We start from the raw sequence: 17,427 nt of genomic DNA, 5'->3' as shown, positions 1-17,427 counted from the left end.
CTCAGCCCCAGAGGCGCAGCTCGTCGGCCCGGGGCCCGGTGACGACGGACGACTCGATGTCGAACGCCATGACGGTCGGGTGCTCCGGGGTCCATCGGGGCCATCCGGCGTCACCGGTCCGACCGAAATCGACCCAGGCGCGGTGGACCTGGTCGGCGAGGTGCTGCGGGGCGTTCTGGCCGACCATGGCTGTCGCGGCCTCGAGGGTGTCGAAGACGAACGGCAGCTCGAGCGCGTGGGACGCGCCGAGCGCGGCCACGTCTGTCCCCCAGTCGAACTCGTATAGCTGCACCGATCCCCCGGCAGCGTGGTGCGCGTCGGCCAGACGGGTCGTGGGCGCGCGGAAGGCGGCGTCGGTGAGGATCGCGGCCGCGACGTCGCCGGGCGCTGCGGTGGGTCGGTTCGCGGCATACGTCGTGACGGCCTGCTCAGGCCAGCCGTAGCGCTGTCCCAGGAGCGGCAGCACCTCAGCCGTGACGCCGGCGGCCACGCCGGTGGGCACGAGGAAGAGCCGGAACTCGTCGCGCGTCGTGCCGATGAGCAGCGGGATCCCGGCCCCGGCGCCCTCGCGGAGACGCTCCTCGGGGACTCCCGGCACGATGTCGCCGTCGACGACGGGGAAGAGGCTCATGATGCCGAGGCCCCCGCGCAGCACCGATGCGCCCCACCGAGCCGGGTCGGGGTCGGCCTGGATGGCCAGCCCCACGGCCGACTGTGCGGCGACGACGGTCTCGGGGTCGAGCGCGGCGAAGGCCTCGGCCGTGGCGGGGACGCCCAGCCGGGCCGCGATCTCGGCGCTGACCAGACGGGCGTCGTCGAGCGTGCAGACCGCCGTGCCGCCGCCGCTCTGGATGACGGCGCGCCGGAAAAGGCCCTCGGCGGCAGGCGACGCCATGAGGGTCGCGACGCTCATGCCCCCGGCGGACTCGCCGAAGACCGTCACGTCGTCGGGCGCCCCGCCGAAGGCTTCGACGTTGTCACGCACCCACTCCAGCGCCGCGATCTGGTCCCTCAGCCCGAGGTTGGTCGGAGCCCCGTCGAGCACGCCGAAGCCGGGCACGCCGACCCGGTAGTTGACGCCGACGACGACGATGCCGTCGCGGGCGAACGCCGCTCCGTCGTAGGTGGGCACCGAGTTGGCGCCGCGCACGAACGCCCCGCCGGGGATCCACACCATGACGGGCAGGCCGTCGGCGTCCTCCGGTGCCCAGACGCTGACGTTGAGGTAGTCGTCGCCGGGCGCCACCGAGCTCGGCAGGACGGCGTCCATGGGAGCCGGGTAGGGCGCCTGCGCCGCGGTGGGGCCGTGCTCGTGCGCCGGCCGCTCCCCCGCCCACGGGACGACGGGTTGCGGCGCCCGGTAGCGGTCCGCTCCCACGGCCGGCGCGGCATACGGGATGCCGAGGAAGGAGCTGACGCCGTCGCGGTTCACACCGCGGACCAGGCCACCTGAGACACGCACCACGGGGTCCATGGGCTCATCAAACCAGCCGGTCCCGCTGCGGGCGCTCACCGGGGTCAGGTGGGCGTGGTGCGGCGTCGTGGGGTCGGGGCTCGACCGCGTCAACCGCCGATGGCCGACATCGGGCGGTCCGGCTGGACGAAGTCCGGGTCGCCGATGCCGTGCCCGCGGCGCTTGCGCCACATCTCGCCGCGCATGAGGCCGAGGAGCTCCTCGTCGGTCGCACCCTCGCGCATCGGCCCGCGCAGGTCGGTCTCGGTCGTCGAGAAGAGGCAGTTGCGCACCTGGCCATCGGCCGTGAGGCGGGTGCGGTCGCAAGCGGCACAGAAGGGCGCGCTGACGCTCGCGATGATGCCGACGGTCTCGGGGCCTCCGTCGACGAGGAAGCGCTCGGCCGGGGCGCTGCCGCGGTCGGCGGCCGGCAGCGGGGTGAGCTCCCAGCGCTCGGACAACCGCTCACGGATCTCGTCGGCCGAGATCATCCGGTCCCGGTCCCAGGCGTGCTGCGCGTCGAGCGGCATCTGCTCGATGAAGCGCAGCTCGTAGCCACGCTCGAGGCACCAGGCGAGGACGTCGGCCACCGAGTCGTCGTTGATGCCGCGCATGGCGACGGCGTTGACCTTGACGGGGGTCAGGCCCGCGTCGGCCGCGGCCTTGAGGCCCGCCTCGACGTCGGCGAGCCGGTCACGACGGGTCAGCTGCGTGAACGTCTCGGAGTCGATCGTGTCGAGGCTGACGTTGACGCGGTCGAGTCCGGCCTCCTTGAGCCCGATGGCGACCCGCTCGAGGCCGACGCCGTTGGTCGTCATCGCGATCCTCGGCCGGGGCTCGAGAGCCGCGATGCCTGCGACGAGGTCGACGAGCGAGCGCCGCAGCAACGGCTCACCGCCCGTCAGGCGCACCTGGGTGACGCCGTCGCGGACGAAGAGCCCGATGATGCGCAGCATCTCCTCGTCGGTCAGCATCTCCGCCTTGGGCATCCACGGCAGGCCCTCGGCAGGCATGCAGTAGGTGCAGCGCAGGTTGCAGCGGTCGGTCACAGACACGCGGAGGTCGCGTGCCACCCGACCGAACTGGTCGGCCAGGCCGGCCGGTCGCACGCTCGGGTCGGGAAGGTGGGTCATGGTCCCCACTCTAGGCCGGGTCCTGCTGCAACCCGGGCGCTGGTGCCGCCGAATGCCATCGGGCCGGTCGACCGCGGTGAGGTGACGATCGGTGGGTCGGTCAGGCCGAGAGGTCGCCCATCGCCCATCAGGTGGCGGATCCATCCCCCGGCGGCCCCGTAGTGCCGGGATGCGAGCATGCAGGACAGGACCCTGGACCGGCTGTGACGAGGAGGCCCTGTGGCTGACGCGCTGGAAGGCGTAGCCCGTCGTGGCGACCGAGCGGCACGGCGATCTCTTCTCGCCGGTGCGGCGGCGTCCTCCCCGTCGGGGGCGCCTACGCCGTGGGCGTCGGTGGGCTGACACCGTCGACGCGGCTGCTCGGCCTGGTCGGCGTCGTGTCGCTCGGGCTCCTCGGCGCGGCTGTTGCGGCGAACCGGAACGCGGACACCGACCAGGGCTCACGCGCCACGGGGTGACCTGGCGCAGCCTCGACGGGGCCGCGACGGGCTCTGCACTTCGAGGGGCCGGGCTGCGTGCACCGTGGCCGGACGCAGGCCGCAGTCCCGTCGGGGACACTGGACGGACACCGACCGTAGCTTCGACAAGGAGTCTTCCGTGACCGAGGGAACCGTCCGCTGGTTCGATGCCGACCGAGGGTTCGGCTTCATCGCCCTCGGGCAGGAGGAAGAGGACCTGTACGTGCATGCGTCCGAGATCGTCAGCGACGACGGGACGAGGCTGCTCAGGGAGGGGCAGCTGGTCGAGTTCGAGATCGGCGAGGGCGACCGCGGCCCGCAGGCACGCCGCGTACGGGTCACGGCCGACCACTCCGCCGACACACCGCTCGGTGTGCTCGGCACGGTCTCCTGGTACGAGCCTGCCAAGGGGTACGGCTTCATCACGCCTGATGGCGACGGTGCCGAGATCTTCGTGCACAGCTCGGCCATCGTGGGTGGCAACGTGGTCTCGGAGGGGCAGCGGGTGGCATTCCTCGTCGTCGACGGCGAGAAGGGACCCCAGGCTGACCACCTGCTGCCCTTGGGAGCCCAGGCCGCCACGCAGACTGGGGCGTCCGACGGGGCGGACGGCACCGTGTCCTGGTACGACGCGGACAAGGGCTTCGGGTTCATCACGCCCGAGTCGGGCGGCCCCGACGTGTTCGTCCACGTCCGGGAGCTGGCCGACGGGCTCCCCGAGCTGATCGAGGGAGACCGCGTGACGTACGACGTCGTCGTGAGCGAGAAGGGCCCGCAGGCTCGCGATGTGCGCCTCGCGCGCAGCTCGACACCGCGGCGCGCACCCGCGAGGTCGGCGACCCGCGCGCGGCCGGGACACCGGGAGACATCCGACGTCCCGGCCCGCGGCGGGGAGGGAGTGGTCGCGCGCTACGACGCGGAGCGGGGGTTCGGCTTCATCGCCCCCGATGCGGGCGGCGCGGACCTGTTCGTGCACGTGTCGGTCCTCAGAGGCGCCGAGGCACTGCACGAGGGCGATCGGGTCCGTTACCAGGTGCGGCAGAGCGATCGAGGACCCCAGGCGGACCGCGTCGAACGGCTGTGAGCGGATCGGACGGTCGGCGAAGCCAGGTGCTCAGGCATCCCGGTCTCGCCGGACGCTCCAGCCGCGCTGCGCGTACTCCTCAGCGGCTCCTCGCCGGACGCATGAGTCCCGGTTGAGCGCATCTCGAGCAGGCGACGGCACTGGCGGCCCCGTCGTCCAGCGCGCCACCGGGCCGGGTACCGTCGATGCGTGGTTCGACTCTGGCTGACGCGGCGCTGGCTGCTCTGGACCCTCGTCGCGGTCCTCTTCGGGGTCGCCTGCTTCTACCTCGGCCTGTGGCAGTGGCACCGCCACGTCGAGCAGCGCACCAAGGTCGACGCCATCGCGCGCAACTACGGCGCGGCGCCGGTGCCCTTCTCGCCCTCCCTCGTGGAGTCGCCGCTGCCCGCCGAAGCCCAGTGGACGCGGGTCTCCCTGACGGGCAGGTATGCCGGGGGCACCGACCTGCTCGTGCGCAACCGGACGCTGGACGCGACGGTCGGTTTCGAGGTGCTGACCCCCATGCAGACCGGCGGGCTGACGCTGCTCGTCGACCGCGGGTGGGTGCCCAACGCCGCCGACGCCGAGACCAGCCCTTCGGTCGACCCCGCCCCGTCGGGCCTGGTGCAGGTCACCGGCTGGCTGCGCACCGGCGAGGTGAGCCTCGGCCGGGACCTGCCGAAGCCGCAGCTCGCGAGCATCAGCGTCGACGACGCGCGGGCCCAGGTGCCCTCGCTCAGTCAGGTGGACGCGTACGTCGTCCTCGGCGCGCAGCAGCCTGCGGTGGTCGCGGGCGAGCACCCGCTGCGCCTGCTCCCCAAGCCGGAGGAGGACCTCGGACCGCACCAGGCCTACGCGTACCAGTGGTGGCTCTTCATGCCGGGTGGCCTGGCCTTCATCTTCTTCGCGATCCGGCGCGAGGCGGCCGCGGGCCTGGCCGAGAACGGCGGAGTCGATGACGCGCCGGTACGCGCCAAGAAGGTCCGGATCTGGGACGAGGAGGACGCCTGAGCCGCCGGCGCCCGGTGTCGTCCACGTTCGGCCTCGTCCACCGGTCCCACGACCGGTTGACCCGCGACTGACCCGCGACTGACCCGGGGCTCACCCGGCTGACAGGCCGACCAGGACCTGGAGCTCGTCGGCCACCGCCGCGACGAGGCGGTCGGAGTCCGGGAGCGCCGCGACGTCCGCGGTGACCGCGACGGTGAGCCTTCCGGCATACGACGTCATGGCGGTGCACGAGCGGACCTCCTGCGCTGTCGGCACGTACGGCAGCATCGCGAGGACCCGCCGGCCGGCGAGGTACTGCACCCGCTCCGGTCCGGGCACGTTGGACGCCACGACGTTGACGCGCCCTTGCCCCGACCTGCCGTAGCGACGCGCGCCCCACGCGAAGAGCGGCGCCGGGATGTGGTCGGCCGTCCGGACCACGGCAGCCGTCGCCGCCGGGATGCCCCGCGCCTTCTGCTCGGCGGTCCGGGCCGCGACCGCCCGCAGGCGCGATGCGGGGTCCGGGACGTCGACGGGGAGCTCGACGAACATCGCGGACGTCAGGTTGCCGTCGGGGGCGCGACCGGCCACCGGGCCCGAGCGCCTGCTCGAGGGCCCGCTCGACACCGGGACGATCGCCCTGAGCACAACGCCCTCGACCGGGTCGCCACGCTCGGTGAGGTAGCGACGGTAGGCGCCCGCCAGGGCAGCGAGGTAGACGTCGTTGACGGTGCAGTGCGCCGTCAGTGCAGTGCGTCGCACCTCGGCGAGGTCGGCGTCCGCCCAGCCCCACCGTCGAGCGGCACCCAGCGGGCCCGCGAGCACGCTCGGCGGCAGGTCGGGCCGGAGCACCTGGGCGAGGCCGAGCCTCAGCTCGCGCAGCCGACGTCGGGCCCGTCCGGGCGAGACGACGGCTCCCACGACCATCCGGACGGCGCGCACGGGGAGCATGGCCAGCCAGGTCACGACGTCGGTCAGCACCACGGCCGCCGTCGCGTCGGGTCGCCTCGCGACGGCCGGAGCGACCGGCACGCGGAGCACCGGCTCGTCCGTCAGCAGCATCCGCACCAGGTCGGCCCCGGTGCGCCCGTCGACCATCGTGTGGTGCGCCTTGAGCACCAGCGCCCAGCGCCCGCCGGAGAGGCCGCCCACCTGCCACATCTCCCACAGCGGGCGATGCGCGTCGAGGGGGGCGGCCATGACCCGGACCACGAGGGCCGCGAGCTGCTCGTCGTCGCCGGGGCGCTCGAGCACCGCGTCGTGCAGGTGGGCACCGAGGTCGACCTCACCCGCGTCCACCCAGACGGGCCGGCCGAGCTCGAGCGGCATCCGCAGCACCCGTCGGCGGTGCAGGGACCCCTGGGCGAGGTTCGCCTCGACCTGCCGCCACAGCTCGTGGGGCTCGGGACAGGGGCCCTCGAGGACGAGGACCGTGCCGACGTGGAGGGTCTGCGTCGCGGTGTCCATCGGCAGGAAGATCGCGTCGAGAGCGCTGAGCCGGTGCACCCGGTCCACGCCTCCAGTCTCGCAGGCGTGGCGGCAGACGTCCGCCCATCCACCGGCGCCCGACCCACCCGTTCGCGACCGTGTCGTCGCCACGGGGCCGACCGACAGGTGAGAGGGTCGAGGTGCTGCCCGTCACCGACCTGTCGGGCCGACCTCGATGACGGCACCATCACCCCGCAAGGAGCCCCTGCCATGGACATGCGCCTGGAACTCGTCCCCCTCCCGTCGACCGACGTCGACGCGAGCCTGGCGTTCTACACCGACGGCATGGGATTCGGTCTCGACCACGACGTCGAGCCGGGCAACGGCATGCGTGTCGTGCAGCTGACTCCCCCGGGCTCTGGCTGCTCGATCGTCATCGGCGTCGGCATGAGCGCCCCGGACGCCCCCCGCGTGCAGAACCTCCACCTCGTCGTCGACGACATCGAGGCGGCCCGCCGGCTGCTCGTCGGCAACGGCGTCGACGTGTCACCGGTGCAGGACATGGGCGGGGTCAAGTACGCCCACCTCAGCGACCCGGACGGCAACACGTGGGCGCTCCAGCAGATCCCTCGGTGAGCACCGGACGGCTGCTCGTGCGTCCGACGCGCGCCGAGGAGGAGGCAGTGCTGCCGGGCGACGACCTCGTCGACGCGGACGTCGTCATGGACCGGGCCTTCACCCTGAGCGCTGCCCCAGAGCGGGTCTGGCCGTGGCTCGTCCAGCTCGGCAAGGACCGAGCCGGGTGGTACCTCCCCCGGGCCGTCGAACGGGCCCTCCCCCGCTCGCGCCGTGCCCTGCGCCGCCTCGACCCGGCGCTGCAGGGTCTCGGCGTCGGGGACGTCATCCCGGACTGGGGCGGCGCGGACGCCACCTTCACCGTCGTGTCGCTCGAGCCCGCGTCCCACCTGCTCTTCGGCTCGACACGGGGGCGGATGCAGCTGACGTGGTGCCTGCGGCTCCAGCCGGTCGGCACGGACCGGACGCGCCTGCACCTGCGGCTGCGGCTGGGGCCGGTGCGCCACCGGCGCCTGGCCGCCGTGGTGGGCGGCTTCGTCGACCTCCTGACGGTGGCCGGACTCGCCGCAGGTCTCGAGGAGCGCCTGACGCGCTGAGCCGGGCCGGCCGCCCATCCGTGAGCGAGCCGCACCCTCGGCGACCTCAGGGCGCGGTGGTGGCCCCCACGGTGGTCGACTCGAGCTCGGGGCGCTGGGGACGCTCGGCGGCCTGCTCGTCGAACTGGGTCGCGTGCAGGTCGGCGTAGAGGCCGCCCCGGGCGAGCAGCTCCGAGTGCCGACCCGTCTCGACGACTCGGCCGTGGTCGAGCACGACGATGAGGTCGGCCTGGCGGATCGTCGACAGGCGGTGCGCGATGACGATGGACGTGCGGCCCTCGAGCGCCGCGTCGAGGGCGCGCTGCACGGCGACCTCGGACTCGGAGTCGAGGTGGGCCGTTGCCTCGTCGAGCACGACGACGTCGGGGGCCTTGAGCAGCAGGCGCGCGATGGCGAGCCGCTGCTTCTCACCGCCGCTGAGCCGGTGGCCACGGTCGCCGACGACGGTGTCAAGGCCCTCGGGGAGCTCCGCGACGAGGTCGCTGATCTGGGCCGCGCGAAGGGCAGCATGGATCTGCTCGTCGGTCGCGTCGGGGCGGGCATAGAGCAGGTTGGCGCGGATCGTGTCGTGGAAGAGGTGCGCCTCCTGGGTCACGACACCGACGCGGTCGCGGAGGGAGGTCATGGTCACGTCGCGCAGGTCGCGGCCGCCGATGCGCACCGTGCCCTCGCTGGGGTCGTAGAGCCGGGACACGAGCGAGGTCAGCGTCGTCTTGCCGGCGCCCGAGGGACCGACGAGGGCGACGAGGTGGCCGGCCGGGGCGGTGACGTTGATGTCGTGGAGCACGACGCCACTGCCGCGCCGGTCGCCCGAGGCGACGGACTCGAGGGAGGCCAGCGAGACCTCGTCGGCCGAGGGGTAGCGGAATGCCACGTGGTCGAGCTCGACACCGAGCGGACCGTCGGGCAGGGGCACGGCGCCGGGGCGCTCCTTGACGAGGGGCTCGAGGTCGAGCACCTCGAAGACGCGCTCGAAGGAGATGAGCGCCGTCATGATGTCGACGCGGACGTTGGACAGCGACGTCAGCGGGCCGTAGAGGCGGCCGAGCAGGGCCGCGAGCGCCAGCAGCGTGCCGACCGACAGCGTGCCGCTCACGGCCATGACGCCGCCGAAGCCGTAGACCATGGCCGTGGCGAGCGCTGCGACGAGGGTGAGGGCGGCCATGAAGACCGTGCGGTTGAGGGCGATCTGGATGCCGATGTCGCGGACGCGACCGGCACGCTCGGCGTACTCGGCCTCCTCGCGCGCGGGCGTGCCGAAGAGCTTGACGAGCAGGGCGCCGGCGACGTTGAAGCGCTCGGTCATCCGGGTGCCCATGTCGGCGTTGAGCGTCATCTGCCGGTGCGAGAGGCTCGCGAGTCGCTTGCCCATCACCTTGGCCGGGATGAGGAAGAGCGGGACGAGCAGGAGTGAGCCCAGCGTCAGCTGCCACGACAGGGCGAGCATCGCGCCGACGACGAGCACGACCGACACGACGTTGGAGACGACGTTGGACAGCACCGACGTGAAGGCCTGCTGGGCGCCGACGACGTCGTTGTTGAGGCGCGAGACGAGCGAGCCCGTCTGAGCCCGGGTGAAGAAGGCGATCGGCTGGCGCAGGACGTGCCCGAAGACCTGGGTGCGGAGGTCGTTGATGAGGCCCTCGCCGATGCGCGAGGAGTACCACCGCGAGACCACGGTGAGGCCGGCGTCGACGATCGCGATGGCCGCGACGACGAGCGAGAGGCGCACGACCACGGACGAGTCCTTGGGGATGACGCCGTCGTCGACGAGGCTCTTGAGCAGCAGGGGCACGGTGACGACGAGCACCGAGTCGAGGACCACGACCGCGAGGAAGGCGATGATCGCCTTCCGGTAGGGCCCGGCATACGTCAGGACCCGTCGACGGGTGCCCGGAGCGAGGCTCCGGTCGGCCACCGACGAGTCACGCGACATCGATCGCATCGCCATCCACGGCTGCATGCCCACTGCACAGACCTCCTGTAGTCCCTTGATCCAACCGCGCGGGACCGACAGCGATTCCCCGGGCCGCCGATGTCAGGCCCCGGAGCCCCCGAGCATCGCCTGGAGCAGACCGGTCTGCGCCTCCCGCTCGCGGGCGAGCTGGGCGTCGCGGTCACCGGCCATGGCGCCGCGCAGCAGGGGCTTGAGTGCGCGCAGGGCCGCGTCGGGCGCTGCGAGGAGCGCCTCGACCAGCGACTCGGTCGCCTCGTCGAGGTCCGCCGCGGGCGCGAGCGCGCCGACGAGCCCCATGCCGTGCGCCTCGGGGGCCGAGATCTTGCGCCCGGTCGCGCAGATCTCGAGGGCCCGGGCGTAGCCGACGAGGTGGACGAGGGGCCCGGTGCCGCCGAGGTCGGGCACGAGCCCGAGGCTCGTCTCGCGCATTGCGAACCACGCGTCGAGCGCCGCGATCCGCAGGTCGGCGGCCAGGGCGAGCTGGAAGCCGGCGCCGATCGCGTATCCGTGCACCTGGGCGACGACGACGGCCGGGCAGTCGGCCCACGCCGTGAACCCGTCCTGGTAGGCCGCGATGCCGCGCTGGATGGCCTCCGCGCCTCCACTTGCGAGGTCGACGACGCTCTCCTCGCCGGGCACGCCCTCGGGCGTGAACATGGCGGTGTCGATGCCGGCCGAGAACGCGTCACCCGCCCCGCGGAGGACGACGACGCGTACGTCCTCGGGGACGGAGCGCGCCTCGTCGGCCAGCGCGGCCCACAGCGACGGGGTCTGCGCGTTGCGCTTCTCCGGGTGGTCGAGCGTGAGGGTGCGGACGGGGCCGTCGGTCTCGACGAGGAGGTGCGGATGCGTCATGCCCGCAGGCTACCCGCGGGTCACTCCACCGTCCCGCGGGACTCAGGCTGCCGCGGACACGCCCGCGCGGGTGGGCACGACGACGCGCAGGACGCCCCAGCCGGTGACGCACGCCGGCTGCACGAGCTCCACCCGGAAGACGCGCGCACAGTCCAGGCACGACCAGGCGGCGGTCGGGTCGGGGAACGGCGTCACGTCGTCGCCCGAGCAGAACGGGCAGCTGAGGTGGTGGTCGGCGGGCATGTCGTCCAGTGTCCCGACGTGCCCCACCAAATACAATAACCGTCCATTATGTGAGTCAACAGCAATGCTTATGTATACCGTGGGCGCACCTCAATGCCCCAGGGCACCCACCGCGCGTGCGACGACGAGGAGCGAGGTGAGCAGGGCCGCGGTCGCCTCGAGGCCCATGAGCGCCTTGGCCCGTGGCGTCAGGGGCATCGTGTCGGTCGGGCTGAAGGCGCTCGAGTTGGTGAGCGACACGTAGAGGTAGTCGATGAACTCGGGTCGCCAGTTGCTGCGCTCGCTCGAGCCGGCCGCGACCTCGACGACGGTGTCCTGGTTCTCGTCCTGGGAGAAGCGCCAGTCCGCCGGGGGCATCCGGTCCCGGGAGACGGTGTGCCGCGCCACCGGCCCGCCGCGGTCCAGCTCCCAGAAGAGCAGGCCGAAACCGATGACGTTGGTCAGCCACACCTGCATGCCGGCGAGCAGCAAGGGCATGCCGCCCGGCTCGGAGGAGGTCAGGGACCGCACGAGCATCGCCAGGGCCACGAGGTTGGTGGCGATGACGACGCAGGCGAGGGCGATGGAGAGGCCCCGCGACCACCGGGTCTGGCGGACGATGCGCCGCGGGTTGGTGACGAGCAGCGCGGCGAGCAGGACGAGCTCGACGGCCGGGATGGCGAGACGCGGACCGACGAGCAGGCTCTCCGGGAGGACGGCATACGCGAGCGCCGCCACGACGACGGCGAGGGCCGGCCACAGGCGCTTCTCCCCCGCGCTCGACCGCGTCTCGTGCCGGCGCCGTCGCGGCCTGCTGTCCGCCATGCCGTCACCGTACCCAGCGCGGGCGCGACGGGGGCTCAGGCGAGGGAGATGAGGTCCTTGTAGTCCGGGCCCCAGAGGTCCTCGACACCGTCGGGGAGCAGCAGGATGCGCTCGGGCTCGAGCGCGTCGACGGCGCCCTCGTCGTGGGTGACGAGCACGACGGCGCCCTCGTAGGTCTTGAGCGCGCCGAGGATCTCCTCGCGCGAGGCGGGGTCGAGGTTGTTGGTGGGCTCGTCGAGGAGCAGCACGTTGGCGGCCGAGACGACGAGCAGCGCCAGCGACAGGCGCGTCTTCTCGCCGCCGGAGAGCACGCCCGCCGGCTTCAGCACGTCGTCGCCGGAGAAGAGGAACGAGCCGAGCACCTTGCGCACCTCGGTCTCGCCGAGCTCGGGCGCGGCCGACTTCATGTTCTCGAGGACCGAGCGCGTGACGTCGAGGTTCTCGTGCTCCTGGGCGTAGTAGCCGAGGCGCAGGCCGTGGCCGGGCTCGACCTCGCCCGTGTCGGGGGTGTCGACGCCGGCGAGCATGCGCAGCAGCGTCGTCTTGCCGGCGCCGTTGAGGCCGAGCACGACGACCTTGCTGCCGCGGTCGATGGCGAGGTCGACATCGGTGAAGACCTCGAGCGAGCCGTAGGAGCGGGACAGGCCGGAGGCACGCAGCGGGGTCTTGCCGCAGGGGGCCGGCTTGGGGAAGCGCAGCTTGGCGACCTTGTCCTGGACGCGCTCGCCCTCGACGCCGGCGAGCAGGCGCTCGGCACGCTTGGCCATGTTCTGCGCAGCCGTGGCCTTGGTGGCCTTGGCGCGCATCTTGTCGGCCTGGGCGAGCAGGGCGCCGGCCTTCTTCTGGGCGTTCTGCAGCTCGCGGCGGCGGCGCTTCTCGTCGGTCTCGCGCGACTGGAGGTAGGTCTTCCAGTTGACGTTGTAGACATCGAGCGCCGAGCGGTTGGCGTCGAGGTGGTAGACCTTGTTGACGACGGCGTCGAGCATCTCGGCGTCGTGGCTGATGATGATGAGCCCGCCCTTGTAGGCGCGGAGGTACTCCCGCAGCCAGACGATCGAGTCGGCGTCGAGGTGGTTGGTCGGCTCGTCGAGCAGCAGGGTCTCGTTGCCGGAGAAGAGGATCCGCGAGAGCTCGACGCGGCGGCGCTGGCCACCGGAGAGCGTCTTCAGCGGCTGGCCGAGGATGCGCTCGTCGAGGCCGAGGGCGCTCGCGATGGCCGCGGCCTCGGACTCGGCGGCGTAGCCGCCCTGCGCCTCGAACTCGACCTCGAGCCGGGCGTACTTGCGCATGGCCTTGTCGCGCGTCTTCTCGTCGTCGCTGCCCATCCGGGTCTCGGCCTCGGACCGCTCGCGGACGATGGTGTCGAGGCCGCGCGCCGACAGGATGCGGTCGCGGGCGAGGATCTCGAGGTCGCCGGTGCGCGGGTCCTGCGGGAGGTAGCCGACGGCGCCGGTGCGGGTCACGGTGCCCGCGGCGGGCTGGCCCTCGCCGGCGAGCACCTTGGTCAGGGTCGTCTTGCCGGCACCGTTGCGGCCGACGAGGCCGATGCGGTCGCCGGAGTCGATCCTGAAGCTGGCATCCTCGACGAGCAGGCGCGCTCCTGCACGCAGCTCGATCCCGGTGGCGACGATCACGGCATTCCTCCTATCGGTGCCGCACTACGTCAGCGGCCGGACAACCCCACCAGTCTAGGAGCCGCGGAGGGGTGCTCTCGACGCGTCATCGCTTCGGCGGCCTCGTGGCACTGCGCACAGCTGCACGTGCGGGACGCGTGCATCGTGCCCGCGTTGCGCTGGGTGCCCGGCGCCCACAACGGCTCTGGTATGCCGTGTGGCGAGCTGTACGTCGGCAGCAGGGTCGGCGCGGGGTCGGGGTCGGCGCTCCCGGCCCGGCAGCAGCGGCACGAGGTGTAGCCGCCGTTGCCGGCCTCGTGCCAGGCGGACTGGTGACCGCATCCGCGGCAGAGGTGGACGAGCACGCTCACGGGCGCAGGCCGTCGGGGGCCACGGGCATGAGCACGGAGAAGCCGGCGCCGTCGCCGCGGATGGCGAGCGGCCGGTGCGGCCCGTCGAGCACGAGCGTCGGCCGCGTCCCGGCGACGGCGAGCGCCTCGTGCAGGAACGTCGGGTCGACGAGCACGTCGGCGACGGCCGCGTCGTGCGGCGGAGCGAGCTGCACGCGGCCGCCCGAGACGACGAGGCCCACGGACTCCGTCCCGATCGGCAGCTGTGACCGGAGCCCTTCGGCGTCGGCCGCGCCCCGGTCGGGGCCGCCACCGACGACGGCCCGGTAGTCAGGGAAGGAACCCGGCACCACGGCGGTCGCGAAGAGGTCGCGACCCACGCTCGCACCGACCTGCTCGGCGTCCACGTCGAGCTCCGCCTCGGTGTCAGCGGCGCCGGCCCGGCACGCGGCTGCAACGCGGTCGGCCCAGTCCACGGGGACGACGGCCACGAGCCGTTCGGCCGCCACCGCGGGCCCGACCGCCGAGGACCCGACGACCGGAGCCCAGCCGACCGCGAGCCGGTAGCGGTCGGAGGCGACGCAGCGCACCTCCCCGTCGCCCACCTCGACGAGCATCCCGGTCAGCACGCTGAGGTCGGGACCGCCCGGTGCACCGGCGACCGGCTCCCCCGGCGCCACCGCGAAGCGGACCGACCCGATCGCGGCCGCGAGCTCACTCGCCCGCACGGTGACCCGTCGCGACGCGCCGCCGGCCCGGTCACGCTCGGCGAGCAGCGCCAGGGTCCGGCGGATCTCCGCCCGGGCGTCGGCGAGCCCGTCGACGAGCCGCTGCTCGTGGGCGGCGACGACGTCAGCGGCGGCGCCCGACGCACCGCGGGCGTCCTCGTCGAGCACGAGCGCGACCTCGGCGAGCGGCATGCCGACCCGGCGCAGCGACGCGAGGAGGCGGGCGGCGCGGACCTGCGACACGGCATACCTCCGGTAGCCCGTCAGGGCGTCGACGTCGGCGGGCACGAGCACGCCCTCACGGTCGTAGAAGCGCAGGGCGCTCGCGGTCAGCCCGCTGCGGCGGGCGACCTCTCCGATGGTCAGCAGGCGGTCCGGCTCGTACGGGGCGGGGGCGGGTATGAGGAGAAGACTGGGCCCTCGACCGGGTCGAAGGTCAAGACCCGTAACGACGTCGACACATCGATGCAGCACCATGTCCCCATGAACAGCCCTCTGCCCCCGGGTGAACCGCTCAGTGCGGAGCACGCGCGGCTCATCGACTCCCCCAGCCACGACGCCCCGTGGCGCCTCTGGGGGCCCTACCTCTCCGGCCGGCAGTGGGGCACGGTCCGCGAGGACTACTCGGCCGAGGGCAACGCGTGGTCCGAGTTCCCCTTCGACCAGGCCGTGTCGCGCGCCTACCGGTGGGGCGAGGACGGGCTGGGCGGCATCAGCGACCGGTTCGGCTTCCTCAACTTCTCGGTGGCCCTGTGGAACGGCAGGGACCCGATCCTCAAGGAGCGCCTCTTCGGTCTGACGAACGAGGAGGGCAACCACGGCGAGGACGCCAAGGAGTACTGGTGGGCCCTCGACGGCACGCCGACCCACTCGTGGATGCAGTGGCTCTACCGCTACCCGCAGGCGGAGTTCCCCTACGAGCAGCTGCGCCGCGAGAACCGCGAGCGCACCCGTGACGAGAGGGAGTTCGAGCTCGGCGACACCGGCATCCTCGACGCGAACGAGTTCTTCGACGTCACGATGACGTATGCCAAGGCCGGGCCGGACGACATGTGCATCCGCATCTCGGCGACCAACCACGGGCCGGCCGCCGCGCCCCTGCACGTGCTCCCGACCGTGTGGCTGCGCAACACGTGGAGCTGGGGCATCGACGACCGCGTCACCGAGCTGCGCGAGATCCGCCGCAACGGCAGGCCGCCCCGCGGCTACCGGGCCGCCGAGGTGACCCACGGCTTCCTCGGCCGCTACGTCCTCGCCGCGTCCGGCTCACCGACGGCACTCTTCTGCGACAACGAGACCAACGCTCGGGCCGTCTTCGGCGAGGCAGCCCGCGCGAGCCACTCGCTCTACCCGAAGGACTCGATCAACGAGCGCGTCGTCCACGGCCGCCGGCACGCCGTCAACCCCGGTGGCTACGGCAGCAAGTGCTCGTTCTGGTACCGCTGGGACTCCGTCGAGCCCGGCGAGACCGTGAGCGTCGACCTGCGCCTCGCCCCGGGCGACCCGTCGCTCGAGTGGTTCGGCGAGCCGTTCGATCAGGTGCTCGGCGCCCGTGCGGCCGAGGCCGACGAGTTCTACGGCCACGTCATCGACGCCTCCCTCGACGAGGCGGACCGGCACGTCGCCCGCCGGGCGTACGCGGGGCTCCTCTGGGGCAAGCAGCTCTACCGCTACGACGTGCGCCAGTGGATGGCGGGCGACCCGTCCGGGCCCGCCGTCGCGGAGTCGCGCAGGCACGGACGCAACGAGCACTGGAAGCACCTCGCGCTCGCCGACGTCATCTCGATGCCCGACGAGTGGGAGTACCCGTGGTTCGCCGCGTGGGACCTCGCCTTCCACACCATCCCGCTCGCCCACGTCGATCCCGAGTTCGCCAAGGAGCAGCTGCTCCTCATGTGCCGCGAGTGGGCGATGGCCCCCAACGGCCAGCTGCCCGCCTACGAGTGGGAGTTCGGCGACGTCAACCCGCCGGTCCACGCGTGGGCGGCGTGGCACGTCTACCGGATCGACGGCTACCGGGACCGGGAGTTCCTCACGCGCGTCTTCACCAAGCTGCTGCTCAACTTCGCCTGGTGGGTCAATCGCAAGGACGCCAACGGCTCCAACCTCTTCGAGGGCGGCTTCCTCGGGATGGACAACATCGGGCTGTTCAACCGCTCGGCGCCCCTGCCGCCCGGCTTCCGCCTCGAGCAGTCCGACGCGACGAGCTGGATGGCCTTCTACTGCCAGCAGATGCTGAAGATCGCGCTCGAGCTGGCCCGCACCGACAAGGCGTGGGACGACGTCGCGACGAAGTTCCTCGAGCACTTCCTCTCCATCGCCCAGGCGATGCGCCACTTCGGCTCGAGCGACAAGAGCCTGTGGCACGAGGAGGACGGCTTCTACTACGACGTCCTCGTCCAGCCCGACGGCCGCGCGCCGCACATGCGGGTGCGCTCGATGGTCGGCCTGCTGCCGATCCTCGGCGCCACCGAGATCCCGTCGTGGGTCGTCGACGAGTGCCCCGACGTCACGAGCCGCTTCCAGTGGCTCCAGCAGCGCCGGCCCGAGCTCGTCAAGCCGCTCCTGGCGCGCGACGACGGCAAGATGCTGCTGACCCTCGTCCCGCCGAAACGGCTGCGCCGCATCCTCGAGCGGATGTTCGACACCGACGAGTTCCTGTCCGACTACGGCATCCGCTCGCTGTCGGCGGCCACCCGCCAGGCCGTCACGGCCACGGTCGGGCACGAGACCGTCTCGATCGAGTACGAGCCGGGCGAGTCGCGCACCGGCATGTTCGGCGGCAACTCCAACTGGCGCGGGCCGGTCTGGTTCCCCACCAACGTGCTGCTCGCCGACAAGCTGCGCACCTACGGCCGCTACTTCGGCGACGACTTCCGCATCGAGATCCCGACCGGCTCCGGCGACTGGCGCACCCTCGACGAGGCGGCCGACGTCATCGACGGTGGGCTGACGGCGCTCTTCCGTCCCGTCGACGGCCGCCGCCCGTCCGACGGCAAACGCATCGAGTCCTCGCCCGACCCGCTGTGGTCGGCGCACCCGACATTCTCCGAGTTCTTCGACGGAGACACCGGGGAGGGCCTCGGCGCCACGCACCAGACGGGCTGGACCGCCCTCGTCGCGCACCTGCTCAACCCGCGGCTGCCGCCCGACCCACGCACGATGGGCTGGGCGTGAGCG

Annotated in this window: 15 protein-coding genes; 5 read left to right on the top strand and 10 right to left on the bottom strand. The window is 72.7% G+C overall.

Annotated elements, in window-relative coordinates; all coding sequences use genetic code 11:
- Position 1: 1 nt before the first annotated feature.
- Positions 2–1,474, bottom strand: coding sequence for a carboxylesterase/lipase family protein (locus U5C87_RS14285; protein WP_330473203.1), 1,473 nt, complete (start codon positions 1,472–1,474; stop codon positions 2–4).
- Between the two features lie 89 nt (positions 1,475–1,563).
- Positions 1,564–2,586 carry a GTP 3',8-cyclase MoaA gene (moaA, locus tag U5C87_RS14280; RefSeq protein WP_330473202.1) on the bottom strand — a complete coding sequence of 341 codons (1,023 nt, stop codon included), beginning with the start codon at positions 2,584–2,586 and terminating at the stop codon, positions 1,564–1,566.
- Between the two features lie 597 nt (positions 2,587–3,183).
- On the opposite strand from moaA, the gene U5C87_RS14275 reads away from it, so the two are divergent.
- On the top strand, positions 3,184–4,128 hold the full coding sequence (locus tag U5C87_RS14275) for a cold-shock protein (RefSeq protein ID WP_330473201.1): 945 nt from the start codon (positions 3,184–3,186) through the stop codon (positions 4,126–4,128).
- A 189-nt stretch (positions 4,129–4,317) separates the two neighbouring features.
- The gene (locus U5C87_RS14270) at positions 4,318–5,118 is read left to right on the top strand and encodes an SURF1 family cytochrome oxidase biogenesis protein (protein WP_330473200.1); all 801 of its coding nucleotides are present in this window, start codon (positions 4,318–4,320) and stop codon (positions 5,116–5,118) included.
- 90 nt (positions 5,119–5,208) lie between these two features.
- On the opposite strand, the gene U5C87_RS14265 is transcribed toward U5C87_RS14270, so the two are convergent.
- Positions 5,209–6,612, bottom strand: coding sequence for a wax ester/triacylglycerol synthase family O-acyltransferase (locus tag U5C87_RS14265; RefSeq protein WP_330473199.1), 1,404 nt, complete (start codon positions 6,610–6,612; stop codon positions 5,209–5,211).
- A 183-nt stretch (positions 6,613–6,795) separates the two neighbouring features.
- On the opposite strand from U5C87_RS14265, the gene U5C87_RS14260 reads away from it, so the two are divergent.
- Both U5C87_RS14260 and U5C87_RS14255 read left to right on the top strand, forming a co-directional pair.
- Positions 6,796–7,161 (top strand): VOC family protein, encoded by a 366-nt coding sequence (locus tag U5C87_RS14260; RefSeq protein WP_330473198.1) that lies wholly within the window; start codon positions 6,796–6,798, stop codon positions 7,159–7,161.
- Positions 7,158–7,697, top strand: a complete 540-nt coding sequence (locus U5C87_RS14255; RefSeq protein WP_330473197.1) for a hypothetical protein — start codon at positions 7,158–7,160, stop codon at positions 7,695–7,697. Before U5C87_RS14260 ends, U5C87_RS14255 begins: the two co-directional genes overlap by 4 nt.
- 46 nt (positions 7,698–7,743) lie before the next feature.
- Here U5C87_RS14255 and U5C87_RS14250 read toward each other — a convergent pair whose 3' ends face one another.
- From U5C87_RS14250 to U5C87_RS14220, 7 genes are all read right to left on the bottom strand, one after another.
- Positions 7,744–9,648: an ABC transporter ATP-binding protein gene (locus U5C87_RS14250; protein ID WP_330473196.1), complete on the bottom strand. Its 1,905-nt coding sequence runs from the start codon at positions 9,646–9,648 to the stop codon at positions 7,744–7,746.
- A gap of 87 nt (positions 9,649–9,735) precedes the next feature.
- On the bottom strand, positions 9,736–10,509 hold the full coding sequence (locus tag U5C87_RS14245) for an enoyl-CoA hydratase/isomerase family protein (RefSeq protein ID WP_330473195.1): 774 nt from the start codon (positions 10,507–10,509) through the stop codon (positions 9,736–9,738).
- Positions 10,510–10,551: 42 nt separating this feature from the next.
- Entirely contained in the window at positions 10,552–10,752 is a 201-nt protein-coding gene (locus tag U5C87_RS14240) for a hypothetical protein (RefSeq protein WP_330473194.1), read from the bottom strand.
- A gap of 90 nt (positions 10,753–10,842) precedes the next feature.
- Positions 10,843–11,556, bottom strand: coding sequence for a hypothetical protein (locus tag U5C87_RS14235; protein WP_330473193.1), 714 nt, complete (start codon positions 11,554–11,556; stop codon positions 10,843–10,845).
- 35 nt (positions 11,557–11,591) lie between these two features.
- Positions 11,592–13,190 carry an ABC-F family ATP-binding cassette domain-containing protein gene (locus U5C87_RS14230; RefSeq protein WP_330473192.1) on the bottom strand — a complete coding sequence of 533 codons (1,599 nt, stop codon included), beginning with the start codon at positions 13,188–13,190 and terminating at the stop codon, positions 11,592–11,594.
- Positions 13,191–13,219: 29 nt separating this feature from the next.
- Complete coding sequence (locus U5C87_RS14225) at positions 13,220–13,540, bottom strand: hypothetical protein (protein WP_330473191.1); 321 nt, start codon at positions 13,538–13,540, stop codon at positions 13,220–13,222.
- The gene (locus U5C87_RS14220; protein ID WP_330473190.1) at positions 13,537–14,724 is read right to left on the bottom strand and encodes a DNA polymerase III subunit beta family protein; all 1,188 of its coding nucleotides are present in this window, start codon (positions 14,722–14,724) and stop codon (positions 13,537–13,539) included. Before U5C87_RS14220 ends, U5C87_RS14225 begins: the two co-directional genes overlap by 4 nt.
- Before the next feature lie 6 nt (positions 14,725–14,730).
- Here U5C87_RS14220 and U5C87_RS14215 point away from each other — a divergent pair, with 6 nt between their 5' ends.
- Positions 14,731–17,424 (top strand): MGH1-like glycoside hydrolase domain-containing protein, encoded by a 2,694-nt coding sequence (locus U5C87_RS14215; RefSeq protein WP_330473189.1) that lies wholly within the window; start codon positions 14,731–14,733, stop codon positions 17,422–17,424.
- Positions 17,425–17,427: the final 3 nt, after the last annotated feature.

It is taken from the genome of Terrabacter sp. C0L_2 (assembly GCF_036352015.1).
GTDB lineage: Bacteria > Actinomycetota > Actinomycetes > Actinomycetales > Dermatophilaceae > Terrabacter > Terrabacter tumescens.
The sequence above is the reverse complement of the archived record's forward strand: the minus strand, read 5'-3'. Positions and strand labels throughout refer to the sequence as shown.

Bases quoted from the DNA above. Each gene is read 5' to 3' on its own strand.
- U5C87_RS14245 (WP_330473195.1), bottom strand. From the start codon at position 10,509: ATGACGCATCCGCACCTCCTCGTCGAGACCGACGGCCCCGTCCGCACC.
- U5C87_RS14240 (WP_330473194.1), bottom strand. From the start codon at position 10,752: ATGCCCGCCGACCACCACCTCAGCTGCCCGTTCTGCTCGGGCGACGAC.
- U5C87_RS14250 (WP_330473196.1), bottom strand. From the start codon at position 9,648: ATGGCGATGCGATCGATGTCGCGTGACTCGTCGGTGGCCGACCGGAGC.
- U5C87_RS14235 (WP_330473193.1), bottom strand. From the start codon at position 11,556: ATGGCGGACAGCAGGCCGCGACGGCGCCGGCACGAGACGCGGTCGAGC.
- moaA (WP_330473202.1), bottom strand. From the start codon at position 2,586: ATGACCCACCTTCCCGACCCGAGCGTGCGACCGGCCGGCCTGGCCGAC.
- U5C87_RS14285 (WP_330473203.1), bottom strand. From the start codon at position 1,474: ATGGACCCCGTGGTGCGTGTCTCAGGTGGCCTGGTCCGCGGTGTGAAC.
- U5C87_RS14220 (WP_330473190.1), bottom strand. From the start codon at position 14,724: ATGGTGCTGCATCGATGTGTCGACGTCGTTACGGGTCTTGACCTTCGA.
- U5C87_RS14260 (WP_330473198.1), top strand. From the start codon at position 6,796: ATGGACATGCGCCTGGAACTCGTCCCCCTCCCGTCGACCGACGTCGAC.
- U5C87_RS14215 (WP_330473189.1), top strand. From the start codon at position 14,731: ATGAACAGCCCTCTGCCCCCGGGTGAACCGCTCAGTGCGGAGCACGCG.